We start from the raw sequence: 21463 nt of genomic DNA on the forward strand, positions 1-21463 counted from the left end.
ACGGTCAAAGGCCGTTCACGGGCATGGCCACGATGTCGAGCGGCGCTGCGAACTCGCTTTTGCCCTCCCGGACCGTCGGCGGCGCGGTCAGCAGGCCGATCGGGTCGGTGATCAGGAACGATCGTCCGCCATTCCAGCTGCCGGCCCGCCTGCCGCGCCGGGCCGCGCTGAAGGTCGCCAAGAGCTGTTGCGAAAGCCACTTTCGCAACGTTGAAGGTTGCGAAAGTGGCTTTCGCAACGCCTTCGTCCACTCCCCGCGCCGGGCCCGCAGAGGACCGGTAACTCGTACCTCGCGTGTTCCTAGCCGGAACTCGCGTGATGGAGGGCGGAACTCATGAGTTACGGCTCCGATCACGCGAGTTACGGCTTCAATCACGTGAGTCACGGGTTCCCGGCGCGAAAGCGTCAGCCGCCCGGTGAGTTCCTGGACGACGCCCGTCGGCTTGTCGGGGCTTTCGGTGAAGGATCCCGCGGCCGGGCGAAGATTCACGAGGGCTCGGCACGGTGGAGGGGAGTGTCCGCGACGGCAACCATTCCTCCTTATCTGGTCGGGTGCGCGCCGCCGTTGACCCCGAGGGTCTGCCCGGTGATGTGCCGGGCGCCGGCGGAAGCGAGGAAGTACACCGTTTCGGCGATATCGACGGGAATCCCGGCACGGCCGGTGCAGGTCGCGTCGACCAGTTGCCCGGCCCGCTCGGCGGGGAGCTTGTCCCGGAAGAACTCGGTCTCGCGGATGTAGCCCGGCGCGACCACGTTCGTGGTGATCCCGCGGGCGCCAAGCCGCCGGGCGAGGTCGACGTTCCACGACGACAGCCCTGCCTTGGCCGCGCCGTACGATCCGGCGCCCTGGTCGGCGGCGATGGACCCGATGTGGATCACCGCCCCGCCTTCGGCCAGCCTGTCCTCCACCGCGGTGGTGGTCAGCACCGCGCTGATCAGGTTGGCGTCCAGATTGGCGCGCCAGCGCGCGAGGACACCGGCGAGCCCATCCTGGTCGGGGAGATCGAAATCGGTGTTGCCACCGGCGTTGTTGACCAGCACGTCGATCGGCCCGTCCAGCTCCGCCAACGCGGTGGTCACCTGTTCGGGATCGGTGTTGTCGCAGACGAGCGGCCGGACCGAAGAGCCCAGCTCGGCCGCCGCCGAGACCAGGACGTCCTTGCGTCGTCCGGTGATGTGCACGACGGCGTCCGACGCCGCGAATCGCGCCGCCAAGGCCCTTCCGATGCCGGTGCCCCCACCGGTGACCAGGATTGTTCGAGTCATCTAGCCTCCTTCGTGTTCATCGACCAACTCACGTTTAGGCCTAAATGATAGGCTGTGTGCCATGCAGCCGACAACCGCGGTGGAGGTCTGGGGATGAGTGCAGCGTCCGAAATGGACCCCACGCCGGACGCCGCGGACGAGATCGAGGCGGCGTGGCAGCGCGAACGGCCCGGAACGTCGACGGAGTCCATCGGCATCGTGACCAGGGTGTGGCAACTCGCCAAGTTGTTCGGTGAGGACCGGCGCCGCGTCCTTCTCGACTCCGACGTCGATTCGGCCACGCTGGACCTGCTCAGCGTGCTCCGGCGCAGCTCCCCGCCGTACTCGCTGACGACCAGGGAGCTGGCGAGGTTGACCCTGGTCACGGCGGGAGCGATCTCGCAGCGGGTGGCCCGCGCGGAACGCGAGGGGCTGGTCGAACGGCACACCGAACCGCCCGGCCGCAGCGTGTACGTGACACTGACCCCGGCCGGGCACGCGCTGGTGGATCAGACCGTCGATCGGGTGCTGGAGCGGGAACTCGAACTGGTTTCCGGGCTGAGCGACGAGCAGCGGGCCCAGCTCGCCTCACTGCTGCGGGTGCTGCTCGCCGAGGTCCAGAGCCGCTGCGACGATCACGGAGTCTCTCACGTCGGAGATGTCGGAACGGTGCTTTGAATGAGAGCTTGAGTCGCGCCGGGGTTCAGAGCGGCAGGATGAAATGCCGGATTCAATCGCAGGCAGATTCGTCCCTGTCCAGCCCCAGTGCGCCCGTCGTGCCCACGGCCTTGAACTCCGTCATCACCCGGCTCTGAGATCGTCTACACGACGCGTCGGCAGATCGGTGAACATTTGGGCTGAACGACGTGGGGGGACCGCTTGACGCTTTTCACTGTGCTCGCTTTCACGGCCGCGGCGGCGGTCATCGTCATCGTTCCGGGGCCGGATCAAGCGCTGCTGCTCCAGACGAGTGCCGCCGCCGGGCGTCCGGCGGCGGTGCGTACCGCCGCCGGGGTCCTGCTCGGTATCGTCCTGTGGGGTATCGCTTCGGTGGTGGGGTTGTCGGCGTTGCTGGCCAACGGCAGCGTGGCCTTTCGGGTCGTCACCGTGATCGGCGCGGCGTACCTGATGTGGCTCGGGATCACGGCGCTGCGTTCCGCGCTGTCGCCGTCGGCGCCCGCGCCGAAACGGGAAGATCGCGGGAACACGGGTTTCTTCCTGCGCGGACTGCTCATGAACTGTCTCAACCCGAAGATCGGCTTGTTCTATCTGTCGATTCTTCCGCAGTTCCTCCCGGGCTCGGCGACGTCGGCCCTCGGCGCCGAGCTCGTGCTTTTCGCCATCTATGTCACGGTGAGCGCTCTGTGGTTGTTCGGGTTCGCGTTCGCGGCCGGAAGTCTCCACCCGTTCCTGAACCGGCCGCGGGTCAAGAGGTCGCTGGATTCGGTGGTGGGCGTGATCTTGCTAGGCCTCGGCGTCATCACCTTGGTGGGAGTGTGACGGTGTGGTCGTAAGACAGGATGAGGTAGGACGCGGTCGAACGGGCCCGGCGCTGTGTCCCTGATCGAAACTTCGGCGGCACGAAACGGAATGTGACGCCGACACCCTGCACAGCGCCTTGGGTGCGGCTCGTGTGCTGGTCGGCGAAGCCGTTCGTGACGGCTATCCGGGGGCCGAGCTGAGCGTTCTATTGAGGGGTAAGGCGAACGTGTCGTATAGGGCCATCACGTACTTGAGGATACGGTCACGCTGGAGCCGCTCCCCATTCCGAAAGCCACTTTCGGGACGCGCCACGTTTGCCTTACCCCTCGATAACGCCACTCACGCCCCGCGCGGACGGGTCGTCAAGCACGGGGAGGCGTTACCAGGTGATGGGGACGCTGACGGGGCCGCGCAGGGTGAGGAACATCGGCCGCCAGGTGAGTTCGTCGAACGGTACGGCCAGCCGCAGCCGTGGTGCGGCGGCGAGTAGCGCGGCGATCCCGGCCTGGAGTTCCGTGCGGGCCAGTGCCGCCCCGAGACAATGGTGTGGCCCGTGCCCGAAAGTGAGGTGGCCGGGCGTACGTGAGAGGTCGGCGAGGTCCGGTTCCGGAAAGCGCCTGCGATCGTGGTTGCCCGCCCGCAAGGGGGCGAGGACGAATTCGCCCGCACGGATCGGAACTCCGCCGATTTCGGCGTCCTCGACGGCGATCCGTCCTTGGTCCGTGGCCGAACCCTGGTCCTGTCGCAGGAGTTCCTCGACCAAGGCGGGGATCCCGGCAGGGTCCCGGGGGAGTGCCGGTTCGGCGGCCAGCCGCAGTACGGCCCGGGCCAGCGCGTTCGCCGGCGGGACGTAGCCGGCGATCATGATCGCGAAGGCGAGCTGCGTGATCTTGTCCGGGCGCAACGAGTCGCCGGAGTCGTCGCGGGCTTCGAGCAGGCCGGTCAGCAGATCGTCGCCCGGAGTCTTTCGCTTGGCCTCCACCAGTTCCGCGAAGTAACCGCCCAGATTTTGGGCCGCTTCGGCCATTTCCGCATAGTTCGGCGCGGTGAACACCGCGACGATGCTGTCGGTCCAGGCCCGCAGATCGCCGCGAGCCGCTTGCGGGACACCGAGAAGTTCGTTGAGCGCGGCGAGGGCGAAGGGGATCGCGTACTCGTTCAGCACGTCGGCGGGCCGGTCTTGCGAGATCAGTTTCGCGGCCGACTCCGCCGCGATGGTTTCCAGGCGCGGACGCAACAGTTCGACCCGGCGCGGGGTGAGTGCCTTGGCGGCGATGCGCCGAAGCCGTGCGTGCTCGGGACCCGACATGGTGAAGAGCAATCCTCCGCCGTCGGCCGAGCCGGTCCCGGGTACCCAGGGGCGGAACCGCGGATCGCTGAGCAAACTCCGGATATCGGCATACCGTGTGACGAGCCAGGCGTCCTCGCCGGAGGCCAGGCGCACCCGGCCGACGGGCTCCTCGTCCTGACGGCGGATGAATTCCGCGGGACACCGCAACGGCTCCGTGTCCGTGAACGGGTATTCGGCTGCCCCAGTCATGTTCTCTCTCCGTTCCTCGGTCTTCCGGTCGTCTTCTCGGCCAGCGAGTGCAACGGTGTCAGTGCGGCATCTTCGTCCACCCCCAACGCGCGAGCGGTCAGCAGCCGGTACAGCTCCTCCGCCGCCCGGGTAAGCCGTGCTGCCCGGTCCGCGACCGAATCCCGGTCCGGATCGAGCTCGGCGAGCGCCGCGGCGAGGATCTCTTCGGCGGCACGTTGCTGGCGCCGGGCGATCGCCTCGACCAGCGCCTCGGCCGGGACGACCAAGGTGCGGCGGCGATCCGCCGGATCAGGACGCGTGACGACCGCGCCCATTGCCCGCATCTTGGCGACGGCGCCGGAGACGTGGCTCTGCGCGAACCCGGTCCGGGCGGTCAATTCCCCGATCGACATGCCCGGCCCCTCGACGAGCACCGAGATCAGTACGTCGTAGATCTCCGGCGTCTCCGGATCCGCATCGTCACGCATGCCCCGGGCGGCGAGCTCCATCAGATGCTTGCCGAGCAGATACAACTCACTGGCCTTCACATCGATAACGATACATCTAAAACGATGCTATTGGTGGATTCGGGCTCGATACGTTGGGTGCCTTGGGAACCACAGTGGGTGGCCGATCGTCGAAGCGTCGTCGAAGTCGTAAGAGGAGAGAGGATGCGTCGATGCGCGAAAGCATCAGCATGATCGGCTTGGTCAAGCGAGCGGTGTTCATGGCCGGAGCAGTGACGGTCGCGGCGCTCGCCTTGCCCTCCGTCGCGAGCGCCGCACCCGCCGCGGGGTGCTCGGCGTTCATGAACTCGGCGGTCAGTGGTGGTTACGAAGCCACTCTCGCCTGCAACGGTATCGGGCTCTCTTTCATCGACGGGCTCGGCACCACCCTCACCGAGGCCGGCGGGGAGGCACGTGCGCTGGCGCAAATCGCACTCGGCGGCGGCGACACCTGTAGCGCTTTCATGCACGCCACCGCTCCTGGCGGCTACCAAGTCACACTCACCTGCGTCGACAACGGGCTGGTGTCCGGTGTCGGCACCACCTTGACCGCCGCCTCGCGAGCCGCTCGCGCGTCCATCTGAGGCGCCGAGCCGGGCTGTAGTCGTTGTGCGACAACGCCCGTGTGGTGGATTGGGTGGTTACGAACGAGGCAGCGCAGTCGGTACCGTACTGGCGACAGAGGTGTATCGAGGCGATGCGAGGTGTGGGTGTCCGTGGCGGGCGAACGGGTTCCAGAGGGTGTCGACATCCGAGTGCCCAGTGCGGCACGGGTCTACGACTGGCTGCTCGGCGGTAGCCACAATTTCGACGCCGACCGCGCTGTCGGGGAGAAGGTCATGGCCGTCCTGCCCTCGGGGCGTCAGGTCGCCGCGTCCAACCGGGCGTTCCTTCGCCGCGCCGTGCAGTACATGATCGGTCAGGGCATCACCCGGTTCCTCGATCTGGGCTCCGGGATCCCGGCGGTCGGCAACGTGCACGAAATCGCCCAGGCCATGGATCCCGCATGTCAGGTGGTCTACGTCGACTACGACAAGGTCGCCGTCGCCCACAGTCGCCTCATCCTGGACGGCGACCCGAACGCCACCGTCGTCGAGGAAGACCTTTGCCGGCCCGAATCGGTCCTGAACTCGGCGCCGGTGCGGGCACTCCTGGACGTCGACCAGCCGATCGGGCTGCTCATGGTGGCCGTGTTCCACTTCATCCCCGACAGCCTGCACCCCGCCGAGATCGTCGCCCGTTACCGGGAGGCGCTCCCGGCCGGCAGCCTGATCGCACTGTCGCATCTGACCGCCGACCACGCGCCCCGGGAGATGGCGGCGGTCACCGAGGCGATGAAGAACAGCAGGGATCCCATGTACTTCCGCCCCTACGCCGACGTCGCCGCTCTCTTCGACGGACTGGAGCTGATCGATCCCGGTGTGGTGAGCGCGCCACTGTGGCACCCGGAACCAGGCCTCCGCGACATCGAACCGGACGACGTCTACGCCGGCGTCGGACGCAAGGTCTGACACAAACGGATTTCCCCGTCAGCAGCGCGCGGGCCGCTGCCCGGCCGACAGCGGCGCGGTCCGATCGGCCAGTGGCCCACCGGTCGTCAGCAGCGCCTCCAAGGTCCGCAGCGGTTCGGGAACGACGCTGTACCAGCTCCACGTTCCCCGGCGTTCCCGCTCGAGGATGCCCGCCGCGACGAGGACGCGGAGATGATGGCTGAGTGACGGCTGCGGCATGTCGAACTCCTCGGCGAGATCGCAGAAGCATGCCTCGCCGCCCGGTGAATACCGGACCAGGGAGAGCAGCCGGATCCGCACGGGGTCCGACAGCGCCTTGAACAGCTTCGCCGCGTGTTCCGCCTCGTCCTGGGCCACGACCGCCGCGGGCTCGGCCATCAGCAGGGTGATGGGCACCGGCTTCCGGGTGCGGCCGTTCTCGGTCGCCATACGCCCCCTTCCTCGGATCCTGTGACCTCTGACGGCAGACTACCCACTGGATTGACAAACGTCGATGCAGGCCGTTGAATTGGATTCACAGACTTCGATCCAGTCCTCATCCGTTGTTCTGAGGAGAGCCATGACCCGCACGCCCGAAGTGTTGTTCGTCTGCGTGCACAACGCCGGCCGGTCCCAGATGGCCGCCGCGCTGTTGCAGCACCACTCGCTCGGGCGGATCGCGGTGCGGTCCGCGGGCTCCGAGCCCGCGGACCAAGTGAATCCCGCCGCTGCCGCGGCGCTGGCGGAGTGGGGCCTGGACATCACCGCCGAGGTCCCGGGCAAACTGTCCACTGAGGACGTCGAAGCCTCCGACGTGGTGATCACCATGGGCTGTGGTGACACGTGCCCGGTGTTCCCCGGCAAGCGTTACCTCGACTGGCCGCTGGAGGATCCCGCGGGTCAGGGGGTGGCGGCGGTGCGCCCGATTCGTGACGAGATCGATCGCCGCGTCCGTGGCCTGGTCGCCGAAATCCTCGACGCCTGATCCCGCTTCCGACTTCTGGAGACCCAGCTCGTGACTCGAACCGCCGACAAGGCAGGCGCCGACGTCCTGCATGAACTGTCCTTTTTGGACCGGTTCCTCCCCGTCTGGATCATCGTCGCGATGGGCGCCGGGCTGCTGCTGGGCAGCGTGATCCCCGGTCTGCAGGGGGTACTGGACGCGGTGAAGATCGGGCAGGTTTCGCTGCCGATCGCGCTCGGGCTGTTGCTGATGATGTATCCGGTGCTGGCGAAGGTCCGCTACGACCGGCTCGGCACCGTCACCAGCGACAAGCGCACGATGGTGCTTTCCTTGGTGCTGAACTGGATTCTCGGTCCGGCGCTGATGTTCGCGCTCGCCTGGCTGATGCTGCCGGACCTGCCGGAGTACCGGACCGGGCTGATCATCGTCGGTCTCGCCCGGTGCATCGCGATGGTGATCATCTGGAACGACCTCGCCTGCGGTGACCGCGAAGCCGCGGCGGTGCTCGTCGCGCTGAATTCGGTGTTCCAGGTGATCATGTTCGGGGTGCTCGGCTGGTTCTACCTTGACCTGCTGCCCGGCTGGCTGGGCTTGGACACCACGAGCCTCGACTTCTCGCCGTGGGAGATCGCGCTCAGCGTCGTCATCTTCCTCGGGATCCCGCTCGCCGCCGGATATCTCTCGCGCCGCGTCGGGGAGCGGAGCAAGGGACGCGACTGGTACGAGGAGAAGTTCCTGCCGAAGATCGGTCCGATCGCGCTCTACGGCTTGCTGTTCACCATCGTGATCCTGTTCGCCTTGCAGGGCGACAACATCACCTCCCGCCCGCTCGACGTCGCCCGGATCGCGCTGCCACTGCTGGTGTACTTCGCGATCATGTGGGTCGGTGGTTACCTGTTGGGCAAGGCGTGCGGGCTGTCGTACGAGCGCACCACGACGCTGGCGTTCACCGCCGCCGGCAACAACTTCGAGCTCGCGATCGCCGTCGCCATCGGCGTTTTCGGCGTGACCTCGGGGCAGGCCCTCGCCGGGGTCGTCGGCCCGCTGATCGAAGTACCCGTACTGGTCGCGCTGGTCTACGTCAGCCTCTGGCTGCGGAAACGCTGGACCGCGTAGTCGTATCTCCCCGACGCGGCATGGGTCCGTGCCCAGGTGGCCGATGCATGTCGAAACGGTACGAACTCCCGATCCGCCGCGCGGAGACGGTGACCGCCGTGTCGAGGAGTTCGCGGTCCTGCGTGGACGGCACCGGCTGCACGCTGCACTTCCTCGGCTACGGCGACTGGACCGGTCCTGCCTCGGCCACGCTGATCGGTGTCGGCATGACCTGGCGCTCCCCTGAAAACTTCACGCCGCCGCGGCCGGTAGTGGAATTCGAGGACCGGCGAGCGACGGGATCCTATTTCTGAATCGATGGTGGAAATTGACTCGCCGACCGCTCGTGAATGTATTCGATGACAAGGGGTCGGTTAATATCCGACGTGTCACCGAAGGTGATCGATCGAGTGTCGTTTGTGTCCGAAGGATCGTGGTGAAGTACCGCCCAGGGCGCCGATTCGGTCGCGAAGGGCGGATAACTGCGACGTATGGTCCAATATGGATGGATCGTTCGGACTAAATACGCGGAATTCGTATTCCACGGCGCGGCCGGTCGTCTTAACCTTGCGTGATTCTTCACCTGAATCTGTACTGGGGAGCAAGATGAAGTCCACGCCGTTGTTGTTGTCGCGCGCCCGAAAAACCTCGGAGCGACTGCTCGACGCCCGATGACCCGACCCGGCTGCGTCAGCCGATTCGACGTCCACGCCCGGCAGTCGTCCGACCGGATCGCGGTCTTCGAGCACGGCACCGGGCTCACCTACGCCCGGCTCGCCGGGCTAGCGGGCGGCCGCGCCCTGCGGTTGCGCGACGCCGGTGTCCGGCCGGGGGAGCGGGTCGGGCTCGTCACCGGGCACGGCAGTGCCGCGATCGCGGCGATCCTCGGCACCCTCGCCGCGGGCTGCACCTACGTCCCGCTCGACCCGACCTTTCCCCGGGAACGTCTCGAGTACCAGCTCACGGCCGCGCGGGTGACCGCCGTGCTCGCGGATCCGGAGTACATCGAGCTGGCAGAGGCCCTGTGCCGCACCGGAACCGCGCGGCTCGTGTGCTCGGGCACGGAGACCGCTCCGCTCCCGGTGCCCGAGCCCGATCCGGACAGCCCGGCGTACGTGCTGTTCACCTCCGGGTCCACCGGGCTGCCGAAAGCCGTCGCGCAGACCCACCGCAACCTCCTGCACGTCGTCGACAACCAGATCGCCGCGCTCGGCATCACCGCGGCCGACCGGCTCAGCCTGCTCGCGTCGTTCGGCTTCGACGCGGCGATCCCGGACCTCTACCCGGCACTGCTCACCGGCGCCGCGCTCGTGCCGGTCGACCTGCGCGCGCACGGCCTCGCCCACGCCGCCAGCGAGCTGGCCGGGCACGAGGTGACCGTCTACCACTCGACGCCCACGGTCTACCGGCACCTGCTCGACGTCCTCGGCGAGACCGGCCTCCCGTCCGTGCGGACCGTGCTGCTCGGCGGCGAGCAGGCGACCCACGCCGACGTGCGCCGCGGCCGGTTCGCGCCGGAGTGCGTGTTCGTCAACGGCTACGGCGCCACCGAGGTGACTTTCGCCGCGCACTACCGGACGACCGCCGCCGAACTGGACCCGGACGCCGAGGGCCCGCTGCCGATCGGGCGCGCCTTGCCCGGGTTCACGCTCACCGTGCTGGACAGCGGTGAACTCGAAGTGCGCGGGCGGCACCTCGTCGACGGCTACCTCGATCAGCCGAGCCCGGCGTTCGGGGTGACCGCCGACGGCGGCCGTCGCTACCGGACCGGGGACCTCGCGACGCTCCTGCCGGACGGGAACCTCGTCTGCCTCGGCAGGCTCGACCGGCAGGTCAAGGTCCGCGGCTTCCGGGTGGAGCTGACCGAGATCGAGGCCCGGCTCGCCGAACAGCCCGGCGTGGCCGAAGCCCGGGCGATCGTGCGCGACGGCGACCTGCTGGCCTACGTGACCGCGGCCAACTCGCGTCCGGACGGCCGGGTGCTGCGGGCGGCGCTGGCGGACGTGCTGCCCGGCTACTCGGTACCCGCGGCCGTCGCGGTGCTGGACGGATTTCCGCTGACCGTCACCGGAAAACTCGACGAACTGGCGCTGCCGGACCCACGGTCGGCCGCGACCGTCCCGGCCGAGCGGCTGACCCCGGACGAGGAACGCGTGCACCGGATCTGGTGCGCGGTGCTGGGCCGTGACCGGGTCGGGCGTACCGAGCCGTTCTTCGACGCCGGGGGCGACTCGTTGCGGCTCGGCCGGGTGCAGGCGCGGCTGGCCGACGAGTTCGGCGTGGACGTCCCGCTGCTCGTCCTGTTCGAGCGCACGACGATCGCCGGGCAGGCCGCCTGGTTCACGGAGTCCACTTCGGACACTCCGCCACCGGTCACCGCGGAGGAGCAGGGTGGCGATCTCATCGCCGTCGTCGGGCTGGCCTGCCGGTTCCCCGGCGCGCCGGACGCCCCTTCGTTCTGGTGGAACCTCTGCGCGGGCGTCGACTCGATCCACGACTACGCCGACGACGAGCTGGCGGCGCTGGGTATCGGGCCGGGCCTGCGTGCCGACCCGGCGTACGTGCGGGCGGGCGGCCGGATCGAGGGGGTCGAGGAGTTCGACGCCGGGTTCTTCGGGTTCACCGCCGACGAGGCCGCGCGGACCGACCCGCAGCACCGGCTCTTCCTCGAAACGGCGTGGCAGGCACTCGAAGACGCGGGACGCGACCCCGCCGCCGAAACCGGGCCGGTCGGGGTGTTCACGGCCGCCTCGGTGAACCGCTACTTCCTGTTCCACCTGTTCGGGAATCCGGCGGTGACCGGCGACGTCGACCCGGACGACTGGGAGGGGCGGCTGACCGGCCGCCAGCTCGCCGACCACCTGCCCGGCCAGGTCGCCTACCGGCTGGGACTGACCGGGCCGGCGGTGGCCGTGCAGAGCGCGTGCTCCAGTTCGCTGGCGGCGGTGGCGCTGGCCGCGCAGAGCCTCGCGGACTACCGGTGCGACGTCGCGCTGGCAGGCGGGGCGAGCGTGACGTGGCCGCGGTACCGCAGTGGCGGGCTCGCCTCATCGGACGGCCGGTGCCGCGCGTTCGACGCCGCCGCGGCGGGTGCCGGGTTCAGCTCGGGCGCCGGGGTGGTCGTGCTGCGGCGGCTGTCGGACGCACTCGCCGACCGCGACCACGTCTACGCCGTGCTGCCCGGCTGGGCGATCACCAACGATGGCCCCGACCGCGCGGGCTACGCCGTGCCGGGACCGGCCGGTCAGGCGGCCGCGGTGGCCGAGGCACTGGCCGTCGCGGAGGTCGCCCCGGACGAGGTCGCGCTGCTCGAAGCCCACGGCAGCGGCACCCCGCTGGGTGACGCGATCGAGGTGGCCGCGCTCAACCGGGTCTACGGGGACACGCCGCCGGAAACGTGCGCGCTGGGCTCGGTCAAGACCAACATCGGGCACCTCGACGCGGCGGCCGGTATCGCCGGGCTGATCAAGGCCGTGCTGTCGGTGCGGCACGGCGTCATCCCGCCGAGCCTGCATTTCACGGCGCCGCACCCGGAGGTCGATCTGGCGGGCGGCCCCTGGTACGTCCCGGCGAAGGCCACCGATTGGCCCGCCCGCGAACGGCGGGTGGCCGGGGTCAGCTCGTTCGGCATGGGCGGCACGAACGTGCACGTGCTCGTGGAGGAGGCTCCCGCCACCCCGCCACGGCAGGCGGTGAGCGGCCCGTTCGTACTGCCGGTGTCCGCGCGTGACGCGAAGGCGTTGCGCGAGGCGGTGTCCCTGCTGCGCGACCGGCTCGCCACGGACGCGCCGGACCTCCGGGACACGGCGTACACGCTTTCGGTGCGGCGGGCTTTCGTCTGCCGGGCCGCCGTGGTGGCGGACTCGGTCACGTCGGCGGTCGCCGCGCTCGATGCGGTGCTGGCGAACGGAACGGACGTCGAAGGCCCGGCCGGGGCGGAGCGGGACCTGGCCGCCCACTGGGCCGGTGGCGGCGAGATCGAGTGGGCGGCGCACGGCGATCCGGGCCGCGTTCCGTTGCCGGGCTATCCGTTCCAGCGGGAGCGGCACTGGATCGACCCGCCGCCTCACCACACATCCGAGCCTGTTGGCGGAGCTGAGACTTTGTCCGGAAAGTGGCCACATGCGTGAACCCGCCCGGCCGGAGGCCCCGCTATCGCGGTGGCGGGGCGCCCTCTCGGCTTCTGTGACATGGATGACCAGGCAGCGTCCTGCCGACGTCGATCGCGGACGCGGGTTCACCAACCGACACTCAGACCAGGAGAACCCTCGGTGACCGACACCTTGCCCGTCGTGGGCGGCCATGGCCCGCCACTGTCCTATCCGGACACCACCCTCACCGGGCTGATCCTCGCCCAGGCCGCGCGCACCCCGCACGCGGTCGCCGTCCGGCAGGGTGACGCCCGGCTCACCTACCGCGAACTGGTCGCGTCGGCGACCGGCGTCGCCCGGCTGCTGCGGGCCCGCGGTGCCGGGCCGGGGAGCCGCGTCGGCGTCTGCGCCGACCGGCGGCCGGAGCTGATCTCGACCGTCGTGGGCGTCCTGCTGTCCGGTGCCGCCTACGTGCCGCTCGAACCCGGCGGCCCCAAGGCGCGGCTGGCCGAAATCGCCGCGGACGCCGGGGTCCTCCTCGTCGTAGGTGACTGCGCGCGGGCCGAATTCGGTGCCACGCAAGGCATCGAGGCCCTCGACGTGCCCCCGCCCGCGGACGGGCCCGTCGACTGCCCCGCCGGGCCGGACGATCTCGTCCACCTCCTCTATACTTCCGGCTCCACCGGCCGCCCCAAGGGCGTGCTGACCAGTCACCGCAACGTGGTCGCGTTCGTCACCGGATTCGCCGCCGCGCTGGGAATCCGGCCAGACGCCCGGTCGCTCGGCATCTCCTCGCTCGCCTTCGACGCCTTCACCATGGACGTGTTCGTCCCGCTGACGCACGGCGGATCGGTCCAGCTCGCCGGCGCCGCCGACCGGGCCGACCCCGAACGGCTGCGGCGGTTCCTCGTCGAGCACGACGTCGAGTGGGGCTTCGTCACGCCGACGCTGCTGTCCATGGTGGACCCCGCGGCCGTGCCCGACTGGCGCGTCATCGCCTGCGGTGGCGAGCCGGTGCCCGCGGAACTCGCCGCTCGCTGGATGCCGGGACGGCGGTTCTTCAATGCCTACGGCCCGACCGAGACCACCGTCGTGGTCGTCACCGACGAGGTCACCGGCATCCCCGCCGACCCACTGCCGCTCGGCCGCCCGACGCCGAACCACCGGGCGTACGTCGTGGACGCCGAGCTGCGGACGGTCGCGCCCGGCGAGATCGGCGAGCTGCTGATCGGCGGTCCGGGCGTCGCGCTCGGCTACCTCGGCAGCCCCGAGCTGACCGCCGCGAAGTTCGTCGACGACCCGATGACGCCGGGGGAACGGCTCTACCGCACCGGCGACCTGGTCCGCGAGCTGCCCGACGGTCGTCTCGAGTTCACCGGCCGCGCCGACCGGCAGGTGAAGGTCCGCGGCCAGCGGATCGAGCTGAGCGAGGTGGAGGCCGCGCTCGTGACTCATCCGGACGTCGACGCCGCCGCCGTCGAGGCCGTCCCCGGGCAGGCGGGTATCCGGCTGGTGGCCTTCCTGGCACCGGCCTCCGCACCGTCCGATGTGGACGGTCTCGGCCAGGACCGGCTCACCGCGGCGATGCGCCCGGCCGCGGTCCGGGTGCTCGACCGCCTGCCGGTCAACCCGGTCACCGGCAAGATCGACCGGGCCGCGTTGCGGGAGTTGGCCGAAGCGGCGCTGGCGGGACACCAGGAGGACCTCGGCCCGCTCGGTACCCCGGCCGAACGCGCGGTCGCGGCCATCTGGCGGCGAGTGCTCGGTGACGGCGCGGGGACGGATTTCCTGGCCTCTGGCGGGAACTCGATCGCCGCGATGCGCCTGGTCGCGGCACTGCGGGCGGAGCTGGCCACGGACGTCGCCACGGAGGACGTCTTGGCCGGCGGCACGCTCGACGGGCTCACCCGCCGGGTCGCGACCGCGCCGCCGCTGACCGGCCCGGGGCTGACCACCGGGCACGCGCCCGCTTTGTCGCCGCAGCAGCGGCGGCTGTGGTTCCTCGACCAGCTCGCGCCGGACGCCGCGCCGTACAACATCGCGATGGCGTTCCGGCTGACCGGCGCACTGGATGTCGACGCGCTGCGTCACGCCTTGCGCGCGGTCGCCGACCGGCACGACGTGCTCCGCTGGCGGATCCGGGCCGTCGACGGCGCGCCGCAGGCGGATCTCCTGCCATCGGCGGAAGTTCCGCTGCCGGTGGCACCGATGACCGAGGACGGTCTGCGGGCCCTGCTGGCCGCCGACGCCGCGACGCCGGTGCACCTCGACCGTGCGGCTCCCTGGCGCGTGCGGCTCTACCGGCTCGGCGAGACAGAGCACGTACTCGGCATCACGCTGCATCACGCGGTTTTCGACGGCTGGTCGCAGGACCTGCTGTGCGCCGACCTGGCGGCGGCCTACCGAGGCGAGCCACTTCCGCCGCCGGTGGCGTCCTATGCGGACTACGCGGTGTGGCGGGCCGGACGCGACGAACGCCGGGAGGCGGTGGACGTCGCCTGGTGGACCCGGCATCTCGCCGGGGCACCGACCACAGTGGACCTTCCGCGAGACCGGCCGCGCCCGGCCGTGCAGACCTACCGGGGTGCGAGCCTGCGTCAGTCCTTTTCGGACGGTCTCGAGGAATCGGTCCGGGCACTGGCCGCCCGCACCGGCACGACGCGCGCCGGGGTGCTGCTCGCCGCGTTCGGCCAGCTGCTGCGGCGGCTCACCGGCGCGACCGACCACCTGGTGGCCACGGTCGTCGCGGACCGGCAGCTCGCCGAAAGCCAAGACGTCGCGGGGTTCTTCGTGGACATCGTGCCGGTGCGGCTGCGGGCCGACGACGCCGCGGACTTCGCGACGCACGTCCGTGACGGCGGCGCGGAACTCCTCGCCGCGACCGCGCATCCGTCCGCGCCGGTCGAGCGGATCGTCGACGCGCTCGGCGTGCCCCGCGATCCCGCGCACGCCCCGCTCGTGCAGGTGATGTTCAACGTCCTGAACTTCACCGAGCCACGGCTGGACCTGCCCGGCGTGGCCTCGGCGTGGCTGCCGGTCGACAAGCCGGGGTCACCCTTCGACCTCACGGTGTACGTCCACGACGACGGCGTCGAACTGCTGTACAACCCGGACCTGTTCGACCACGACCGGATGGCCGGGCTCGCCGAGGACTACGTCGCCCTGCTCGGCGCGCTGGCCGCGGCGCCGGACGCGCCGGTCGGGACGAGCGTGCCGGAGCTGCCGCGGGCGGAGGTCCGCACCGCCGCGCCCGGGGCGGCGGTCCGCGCCAGGGCACGGCCACCGTCAGTGGCCGTGGACCCGGAGGCGGCCGCGGCGACCGAAGTGGTGATCGCTCGTGCCTGGTGCGACGTCCTCGGCGTCGCCGAAGTCGGGCACACCGAGAACTTCTTCGACGTCGGCGGGAATTCGCTCGCCCTGGCCAGGGTGCACGCCCAGGTCAGCGCCCGGCTCGGCCGCCGGATCCCGTTGGTCGACCTGCTCAGCCACCCCACCGTCCGTGCCCTCGCCGCGCACCTGCACTCCGGCGGCGCCGCCGTCCCGGAACTGGCCCGCGCCGCCGAGCGCGTCGCCGCCCGCCGAGGCCGGACCCAGACCAGAAGACCCCGTCGCACCGCCGGCCCGGCCGGCCCCTGATAGGAGCACCACCGTGACCCACCTTCCCGAAACCGGCACCGGCGATCCCGGAGCCGAACCGATCGCGATCGTCGGACTCGACGTTCGCGTGCCCGGCGCGCGTGACGTGCGGCAGTTCTGGCGCAACCTCGTCGACGGCGTCGAGTCGATCGTGCCCGCCACCCGCGAGGAGATGATCGCCCGCGGCGCGGCACCGGACACCGTGGACGATCCGAGCTGGGTGAACGCCACCGCCGTGGTCGACGGCTTCGACGAGTTCGACGCCGAGCTGTTCGGCATGACCAGCCGCGAAGCCGAGATCACCGACCCGCAGCATCGGCTGTTCCTCCAGTCGTGTCACGCCGCGCTGACCGACGCGGGCTACGACCCCGCCCGCTTCGACGGCGCGATCGGCGTCTACGGCGGGTCCGGGGGCACCGGATACCTGACCGAGAACCTGATGCGCAACGAGCGGCTCCTCGCCTCGCAGCACGGCGGTATCGGTATCTCGACCGGCAACCAGCCGAGCTACCTGACGACGTCGGTGTCGTACAAGCTCAACCTGCGCGGCCCGAGCCTCGCGGTGTTCACCGCCTGCTCGACGTCCCTGGTCGCGGTGCACCTGGCCTGCGAGGCGCTGCGCAACGGCGAATGCGACATGGCGCTGGCCGGCGGGGTCAACCTCGAGATGCCGCACGGCGTCGGCTACATGGGCGTCGACGGCTTCACCTCGCCGGACGGCCATGTGCGCACGTTCGACGCGGGTGCCAACGGCACGGTCTGGAGCAGCGGCGTCGGGGTCGTGCTGGTGAAGCGGCTGTCGCAGGCCATCGAGGACGGCGACCACATCCGGGGCGTCGTGCTGGGCAACGCGATCAACAACGACGGCGCCACCAAGGTCGGCTTCTCCGCGCCGAGCGTGTCCGGGCAGACGGAGGCGATCGCGCAGGCCGTCGGCATGGCCGGGATCGATCCGCGCACCATCGGCTACGTCGAGGCACACGGCACCGGCACCGCGCTGGGCGACCCGATGGAGATCTCCGCACTGTCCACTGTGTACGGAAACGCGACCGCGGACACCGGCTGGTGCGCGATCGGCTCGGTGAAGTCCAACATCGGCCACCTGTCGCAGGCGGCGGGCGTGGTCTCGTTGATCAAGGCCGTGCTCGTCATGGAGCACGGGCTGATCCCGCCGACCATCAACTACCACGAGCCCAACCCGGGTATCGATTTCCCGGCGAGCCCGTTCCATCCGGCGCGCGAAGTGACGAAATGGGAGGCGGGCCAGGCTCCGAGGCGGGCGGGCGTCAGCTCGTTCGGCGTCGGCGGCACCAACGCGCACGTCGTGCTGGAGGAGGCCCCGGCCCCCGAGCGGTCCCGGACACCGCATCCGGCGCACCTGCTGCGAGTGTCGGCCAACACCGCGGAAGCGCTCGCGGCGGCGGTCGACGGGCTGGCCGAGCGGCTGGCCGGGGATGTCGACCTCGACCTCGCGGACGTGGCCCACACCCTGGCCGCCGGGCGCACCGAGTACCCGCACCGCGCGGTCGTCGTCGCCCGTGACGCGGAGGACGCCGTCGACGGGCTGCGTGACCCCCGGCGTCTCGTGTCCGCACAGGCCGGGGAGACGAACGTGGCGTTCCTCTTCCCCGGCCAGGGTTCCCAATACGCCGGGATGGGCGCCGAACTGTACGAGGCGGAGCCGGTGTTCGCCGCGGCTGTCGACGAGTGCCTGCGGCTGCTCGAAGCCGAACTGCCGGAGCTGCGCGACCTGATCTTCGGGCGCGGTGGCGAGCAGGCGCTGCGGGAAACCCGCGTGACCCAGCCCGCGTTGTTCGTCGTCGAGTACGCGTTGGCGAAGCTGTGGCAGAGCTGGGGCGTGCGGCCCGCGGCGATGATCGGTCACTCGGTCGGCGAGTACGTCGCCGCCACCGTCGCCGGGGTCTTCACCCTGCCGGACGCGCTGAACCTGGTCGCCACGCGCGGCAGGCTCATGCAGTCGATGCCCGCCGGGGCGATGCTGGCCGTCCAGCTCGACGAAGAGAGCGTTGCCACGCGACTGCCGGACACCCTCGCGATCGCCGGGGTGAACGGGCCCGGCACCTGTGTCGTGGCCGGGCCGTCGGACGCGATCGCGGACTTCGCGGCGACGCTCAAGGCCGGTGGCGTCCAGTGCCGCGAGCTGGTGACCTCGCACGCGTTCCACTCGCCGATGATGGACCCGATCCTCGCCGAGTTCACCGCGGCTGTCACTGCCGTCGCCCGCACCGCGCCCGCGCTGCCGTTCCTGTCGAACGTCACCGGCGACTGGATCACCGAAGCCCAGGCCACCGACCCCGCCTACTGGGCCTCCCACCTGCGTCAGGCCGTCCGGTTCGGCGACTGCGTCAGAAATCTGTACGTGCGCGGGGATCGCGGCGGCCGTTGGGCGCTCGTCGAATGCGGTCCTGGTCATCAGCTGTCCGGGCTCGCCCGCGGCCAGGTGCCGAAGGGGATGCCCGCGCCGCAGCCGAGCCTGCCGGGCCGGACCGAGCGCATCGGTGACGTCGAAACCCTGTACGGCGCGGCCGGTCTCTTGTGGACGAACGGGGTTTCGCTGGAGCCCCGGATGTTCGGCGCGCCCGGCCACCGGGTGCCGCTGCCCGGCTACCCGTACGCGCGCAAGCGGTACTGGGTCGATCCGGATCCGGTCACGGACATTCAGCCCGCGCGGCGGAGCGGTCCGCTGCCCCTGCCCGAGTGGTTCGCGGTCCCGGCCTGGCGGCAGGCGGAACCGGATCTGAGACGCGAGTCCTTCGCGAACGCGCTCGTCTTTGTCGCCGACGACGTCCTGCCCGGTCTGCTGCGCGAAGCGGGTGTGGCGGTGACTGAGGTGCATCGTGGTGACGGGTTCGCCGCGACGGAGACCGGATTCACCGTCCGGCCCGGCGCGCGCGAGGACTACGAGGCGCTCGTGGCCGCGCTGCCCGCCCGGCCCGAGCGGGTCGTGCATGCCTGGACGCTGGCCGGGGACGAGCGCGGCATGGCCGCACAGGACCACGGGTTCTTCAGCCTGCTCAACCTCGTGCAGGCCTGGGGCGAGCCGGTGCGGATCGACGTGGTGAGCACCGGCACCGCCGACGTCACCGGCACCGACCTGACCCGCCCCGAGCACGCGACCCTCGCCGGTATCGCCCGGGTGGTGCCGCTGGAAGTCCCCGGCACGGTGGTGCGCCGGATCGACGTTGTCGACGCTGCGCATCCGCAGGACGCCGTCGCCGAGCTGTTCCGTCCCGCCGACGCGGCGGCCGAGGTCGCGCTGCGGGCCGGTCGACGCTGGGTGCTGGACTACACCCAGCTTGAACTGCCCGCGGCCGGAGAGCCGGTGTTGCGTGACGGCGGCCGGTACCTGATCACGGGTGGGACCGGCGGCATCGGCATCACGCTCGCCGAGGATCTCGCCCGCCGGGTGCGGGCGAAGCTCATGCTCCTCTCCCGCGCCGGGTTGCCGCCGCGCGCGGAGTGGGACGCGCACCTCGCCGTGCACGGCGGCACCGACCGCGCCGGGCGCACGATGCTCGCCGTGCGGCGGATGGAGGCCGCGGGCGCGGTGGTGCACGTCGTCGCCGCCGACGTCACCGACGCGGCTCGTCTGCGCGAGGTGCGTGAGCTGGCCGAGCGCGAGTTCGGCGGCCTCGACGGGATCGTGCACGCCGCCGGGCTGCCCGGCGGCGGCGTCGCCGAGGTCAAGGAGCGGGCCGCGGCCGAGTCCGTGCTGGCCCCGAAGATCGCCGGGACGCTGGCTCTGGCCGAGGCGTTCGCCGACCTGCCGATGGACTTCGTCGCGCTGTGCTCGTCGATCACCGCGGTGGCGGGCGGCATCGGACAGGTCGACTACTGCGCCGCCAACAACTTCCTCGACGCCTACGCGCGGGGCGGCCACGGCTGGCGGGCACGGCTCGTCTCGCACGCCTGGGGTGGCTGGGAAGAGGTCGGCATGGCCGCGGAGGTGGCCGCGCCGACCACGATCCGCACCGCCCGGTCACGGGCACTCGGCGCGGTCGAGCACCCCGTGCTCACCACGCGCACCGAGGACGGTGCGCACGGGCTCGTCTCGGCGGCCACGCACTGGCTGCTCGACGAGCACCGGATCGCCGGGGTGCCGGTGGTCCCGGGCACGGGACACCTGGAGACCGTCCGCGCGGCGGTGGCCGCGGCGCTTCCGAAGCCCGGTGACGGGCACGTCGTCGAGCTGCGGGACGTCGCGTTCCTGGAGCCGTTCGGCGTCCCGGACGGCTCCACCGCGGAGTACCGCGTGGAGTTCGACGGTGACGACTTCACGGTGACCAGCCACGTGGCCGGCGCGAGCCGGACCCACGTGCGCGGTTCCGCGGGATGGGTCGAGGCGGGGTCGACGTCCACTGTGGACATCGAGGCGGTGACGGGACGGACCGAGCCGATCGAGGACGGGAACGGCTTCGGCACCGGCCGCACCAGCATGGTCACCTTCGGCCCGCGCTGGGCGGCGCTCCGCGAACACCGCATCGGCGCACAGGAAGAGCTGGCCACGATCACGGCTCCCGAGGCGGCGGCGGGTGACGCCGGCGCATGGGGGCTGCACCCGGCACTGCTCGACGTCGCGACTGCGTTCGGCCGCGGCCGGGGGAGCGGAACCTACCTGCCGATGAGCTACGGCCGGATCGTCGTGCACGACGCGCTCCCGGCGAGCTTCCACAGCCACCTGCGCTACCGCGACTCCGGCGGCGACCAGGTGGTGGCGGCCGACCTCTCGCTGTGCGACGACACCGGCCGTGTGCTCGTCACGATCGAGGACTTCGTGCTACGGCAGGTGGATCAGGACGCCGTCGGCGGCGGACTGACTTCTGTGCCCGCAGTGTCTACTGTGGACACGAAGTCGACCGGGATCCGGCCGGTGGACGGAGCCGAGGCGTTTGTCCGGGCGCTGGCCCCCGGCCTCGGCGGGCAGGTGGTGATCAGCACGCTCCCGGTGCGGGAGCTGATCGAGCACCAGGTCACCGTCGAGGAGCTGGACGAACCCGACGAAACGGCGGTGAAGGTGTCGGAGGACGACTACGTCGCCCCACGCACCGACCTGGAGGCCGAGATCGCCCGCCAGTGGACGGAGCTGCTCGGCGTGGAGAAGATCGGCATCCACGACGACTTCTTCGCCCTCGGTGGCAACTCGCTGGTCGCCATCCAGCTCATCGCCCAGGTGCGCAAGGCCACCGGCACGCGGCTGGCGATGAAGACGCTGTTCGAAGCGTCCACAGTGGCCACGCTGGCCGAGCGGATCGAGGAGCTGCGCGCCGACAAGGCCGAGGCGCCGGCCGAATCCGCCCGGACCACCATCCCCAAGCTCGAACGGTGAGGCGGTGACGTGGTCGTGAGTGATAAGTGCCGTTCTGACGACCCGAAACACTCACGACCCCCTGGGCCTGGCCGCTGACGTTGCGAAA

Annotated in this window: 15 protein-coding genes; 10 read left to right on the plus strand and 5 right to left on the minus strand. The window is 70.8% G+C overall.

Features of this window, described 5'->3' with window-relative positions; all coding sequences use genetic code 11:
* Positions 1 to 4: 4 nt before the first annotated feature.
* Both ACLJQ7_RS39505 and ACLJQ7_RS39510 read right to left on the minus strand, forming a co-directional pair.
* Positions 5 to 181, minus strand: a complete 177-nt coding sequence (locus ACLJQ7_RS39505; protein ID WP_410653309.1) for a hypothetical protein — start codon at positions 179 to 181, stop codon at positions 5 to 7.
* Positions 182 to 540: 359 nt separating this feature from the next.
* The gene (locus ACLJQ7_RS39510; protein ID WP_410653310.1) at positions 541 to 1266 is read right to left on the minus strand and encodes an SDR family NAD(P)-dependent oxidoreductase; all 726 of its coding nucleotides are present in this window, start codon (positions 1264 to 1266) and stop codon (positions 541 to 543) included.
* Between the two features lie 93 nt (positions 1267 to 1359).
* Between ACLJQ7_RS39510 and ACLJQ7_RS39515 the strand changes: the two genes are divergently transcribed.
* The gene (locus tag ACLJQ7_RS39515; protein WP_410653311.1) at positions 1360 to 1923 is read left to right on the plus strand and encodes a MarR family winged helix-turn-helix transcriptional regulator; all 564 of its coding nucleotides are present in this window, start codon (positions 1360 to 1362) and stop codon (positions 1921 to 1923) included.
* Positions 1924 to 2139: 216 nt separating this feature from the next.
* Positions 2140 to 2745 carry a LysE family translocator gene (locus ACLJQ7_RS39520; RefSeq protein ID WP_410653312.1) on the plus strand — a complete coding sequence of 202 codons (606 nt, stop codon included), beginning with the start codon at positions 2140 to 2142 and terminating at the stop codon, positions 2743 to 2745.
* A 361-nt stretch (positions 2746 to 3106) separates the two neighbouring features.
* On the opposite strand, the gene ACLJQ7_RS39525 is transcribed toward ACLJQ7_RS39520, so the two are convergent.
* Entirely contained in the window at positions 3107 to 4267 is a 1161-nt protein-coding gene (locus ACLJQ7_RS39525) for a cytochrome P450 (protein WP_410653313.1), read from the minus strand.
* A complete protein-coding gene (locus ACLJQ7_RS39530) occupies positions 4264 to 4794 on the minus strand; it encodes a MarR family transcriptional regulator (protein ID WP_410653314.1) in 531 nt (176 codons plus the stop codon). Before ACLJQ7_RS39530 ends, ACLJQ7_RS39525 begins: the two co-directional genes overlap by 4 nt.
* Positions 4795 to 4925: 131 nt before the next feature.
* Here ACLJQ7_RS39530 and ACLJQ7_RS39535 point away from each other — a divergent pair, with 131 nt between their 5' ends.
* Together ACLJQ7_RS39535 and ACLJQ7_RS39540 are read left to right on the plus strand one after the other, a co-directional pair.
* Entirely contained in the window at positions 4926 to 5336 is a 411-nt protein-coding gene (locus ACLJQ7_RS39535) for a hypothetical protein (RefSeq protein ID WP_410653315.1), read from the plus strand.
* A gap of 132 nt (positions 5337 to 5468) precedes the next feature.
* The gene (locus ACLJQ7_RS39540) at positions 5469 to 6263 is read left to right on the plus strand and encodes an SAM-dependent methyltransferase (RefSeq protein WP_410653316.1); all 795 of its coding nucleotides are present in this window, start codon (positions 5469 to 5471) and stop codon (positions 6261 to 6263) included.
* Positions 6264 to 6281: 18 nt separating this feature from the next.
* Here ACLJQ7_RS39540 and ACLJQ7_RS39545 read toward each other — a convergent pair whose 3' ends face one another.
* Positions 6282 to 6692 (minus strand): ArsR/SmtB family transcription factor, encoded by a 411-nt coding sequence (locus tag ACLJQ7_RS39545; protein ID WP_410653317.1) that lies wholly within the window; start codon positions 6690 to 6692, stop codon positions 6282 to 6284.
* 130 nt (positions 6693 to 6822) lie between these two features.
* On the opposite strand from ACLJQ7_RS39545, the gene ACLJQ7_RS39550 reads away from it, so the two are divergent.
* From ACLJQ7_RS39550 to ACLJQ7_RS39575, 6 genes are all read left to right on the plus strand, one after another.
* Entirely contained in the window at positions 6823 to 7227 is a 405-nt protein-coding gene (locus tag ACLJQ7_RS39550; protein ID WP_410653318.1) for an arsenate reductase ArsC, read from the plus strand.
* 30 nt (positions 7228 to 7257) lie between these two features.
* Positions 7258 to 8322: an ACR3 family arsenite efflux transporter gene (gene arsB / locus ACLJQ7_RS39555; protein WP_410653319.1), complete on the plus strand. Its 1065-nt coding sequence runs from the start codon at positions 7258 to 7260 to the stop codon at positions 8320 to 8322.
* Positions 8323 to 8369: 47 nt separating this feature from the next.
* Positions 8370 to 8615 carry a hypothetical protein gene (locus ACLJQ7_RS39560; protein WP_410653320.1) on the plus strand — a complete coding sequence of 82 codons (246 nt, stop codon included), beginning with the start codon at positions 8370 to 8372 and terminating at the stop codon, positions 8613 to 8615.
* Between the two features lie 357 nt (positions 8616 to 8972).
* Entirely contained in the window at positions 8973 to 12431 is a 3459-nt protein-coding gene (locus ACLJQ7_RS39565) for a beta-ketoacyl synthase N-terminal-like domain-containing protein (RefSeq protein WP_410653321.1), read from the plus strand.
* A 141-nt stretch (positions 12432 to 12572) separates the two neighbouring features.
* The gene (locus ACLJQ7_RS39570; protein WP_410653322.1) at positions 12573 to 16028 is read left to right on the plus strand and encodes an amino acid adenylation domain-containing protein; all 3456 of its coding nucleotides are present in this window, start codon (positions 12573 to 12575) and stop codon (positions 16026 to 16028) included.
* Between the two features lie 13 nt (positions 16029 to 16041).
* Positions 16042 to 21375 (plus strand): SDR family NAD(P)-dependent oxidoreductase, encoded by a 5334-nt coding sequence (locus tag ACLJQ7_RS39575; protein ID WP_410653323.1) that lies wholly within the window; start codon positions 16042 to 16044, stop codon positions 21373 to 21375.
* Positions 21376 to 21463 lie beyond the last annotated feature (88 nt).

The organism is Amycolatopsis sp. cmx-4-54 (assembly GCF_046548895.1).
Taxonomy (GTDB): domain Bacteria; phylum Actinomycetota; class Actinomycetes; order Mycobacteriales; family Pseudonocardiaceae; genus Amycolatopsis.

Excerpts from the sequence above, each read along its gene's own strand:
- ACLJQ7_RS39515 (WP_410653311.1), top strand. The coding sequence starts at position 1,360 with ATGAGTGCAGCGTCCGAAATGGACCCCACGCCGGACGCCGCGGACGAG.
- ACLJQ7_RS39510 (WP_410653310.1), bottom strand. The coding sequence starts at position 1,266 with ATGACTCGAACAATCCTGGTCACCGGTGGGGGCACCGGCATCGGAAGG.
- ACLJQ7_RS39560 (WP_410653320.1), top strand. The coding sequence starts at position 8,370 with ATGTCGAAACGGTACGAACTCCCGATCCGCCGCGCGGAGACGGTGACC.
- ACLJQ7_RS39525 (WP_410653313.1), bottom strand. The coding sequence starts at position 4,267 with ATGACTGGGGCAGCCGAATACCCGTTCACGGACACGGAGCCGTTGCGG.
- ACLJQ7_RS39535 (WP_410653315.1), top strand. The coding sequence starts at position 4,926 with ATGCGCGAAAGCATCAGCATGATCGGCTTGGTCAAGCGAGCGGTGTTC.
- ACLJQ7_RS39550 (WP_410653318.1), top strand. The coding sequence starts at position 6,823 with ATGACCCGCACGCCCGAAGTGTTGTTCGTCTGCGTGCACAACGCCGGC.
- ACLJQ7_RS39565 (WP_410653321.1), top strand. The coding sequence starts at position 8,973 with ATGACCCGACCCGGCTGCGTCAGCCGATTCGACGTCCACGCCCGGCAG.
- ACLJQ7_RS39545 (WP_410653317.1), bottom strand. The coding sequence starts at position 6,692 with ATGGCGACCGAGAACGGCCGCACCCGGAAGCCGGTGCCCATCACCCTG.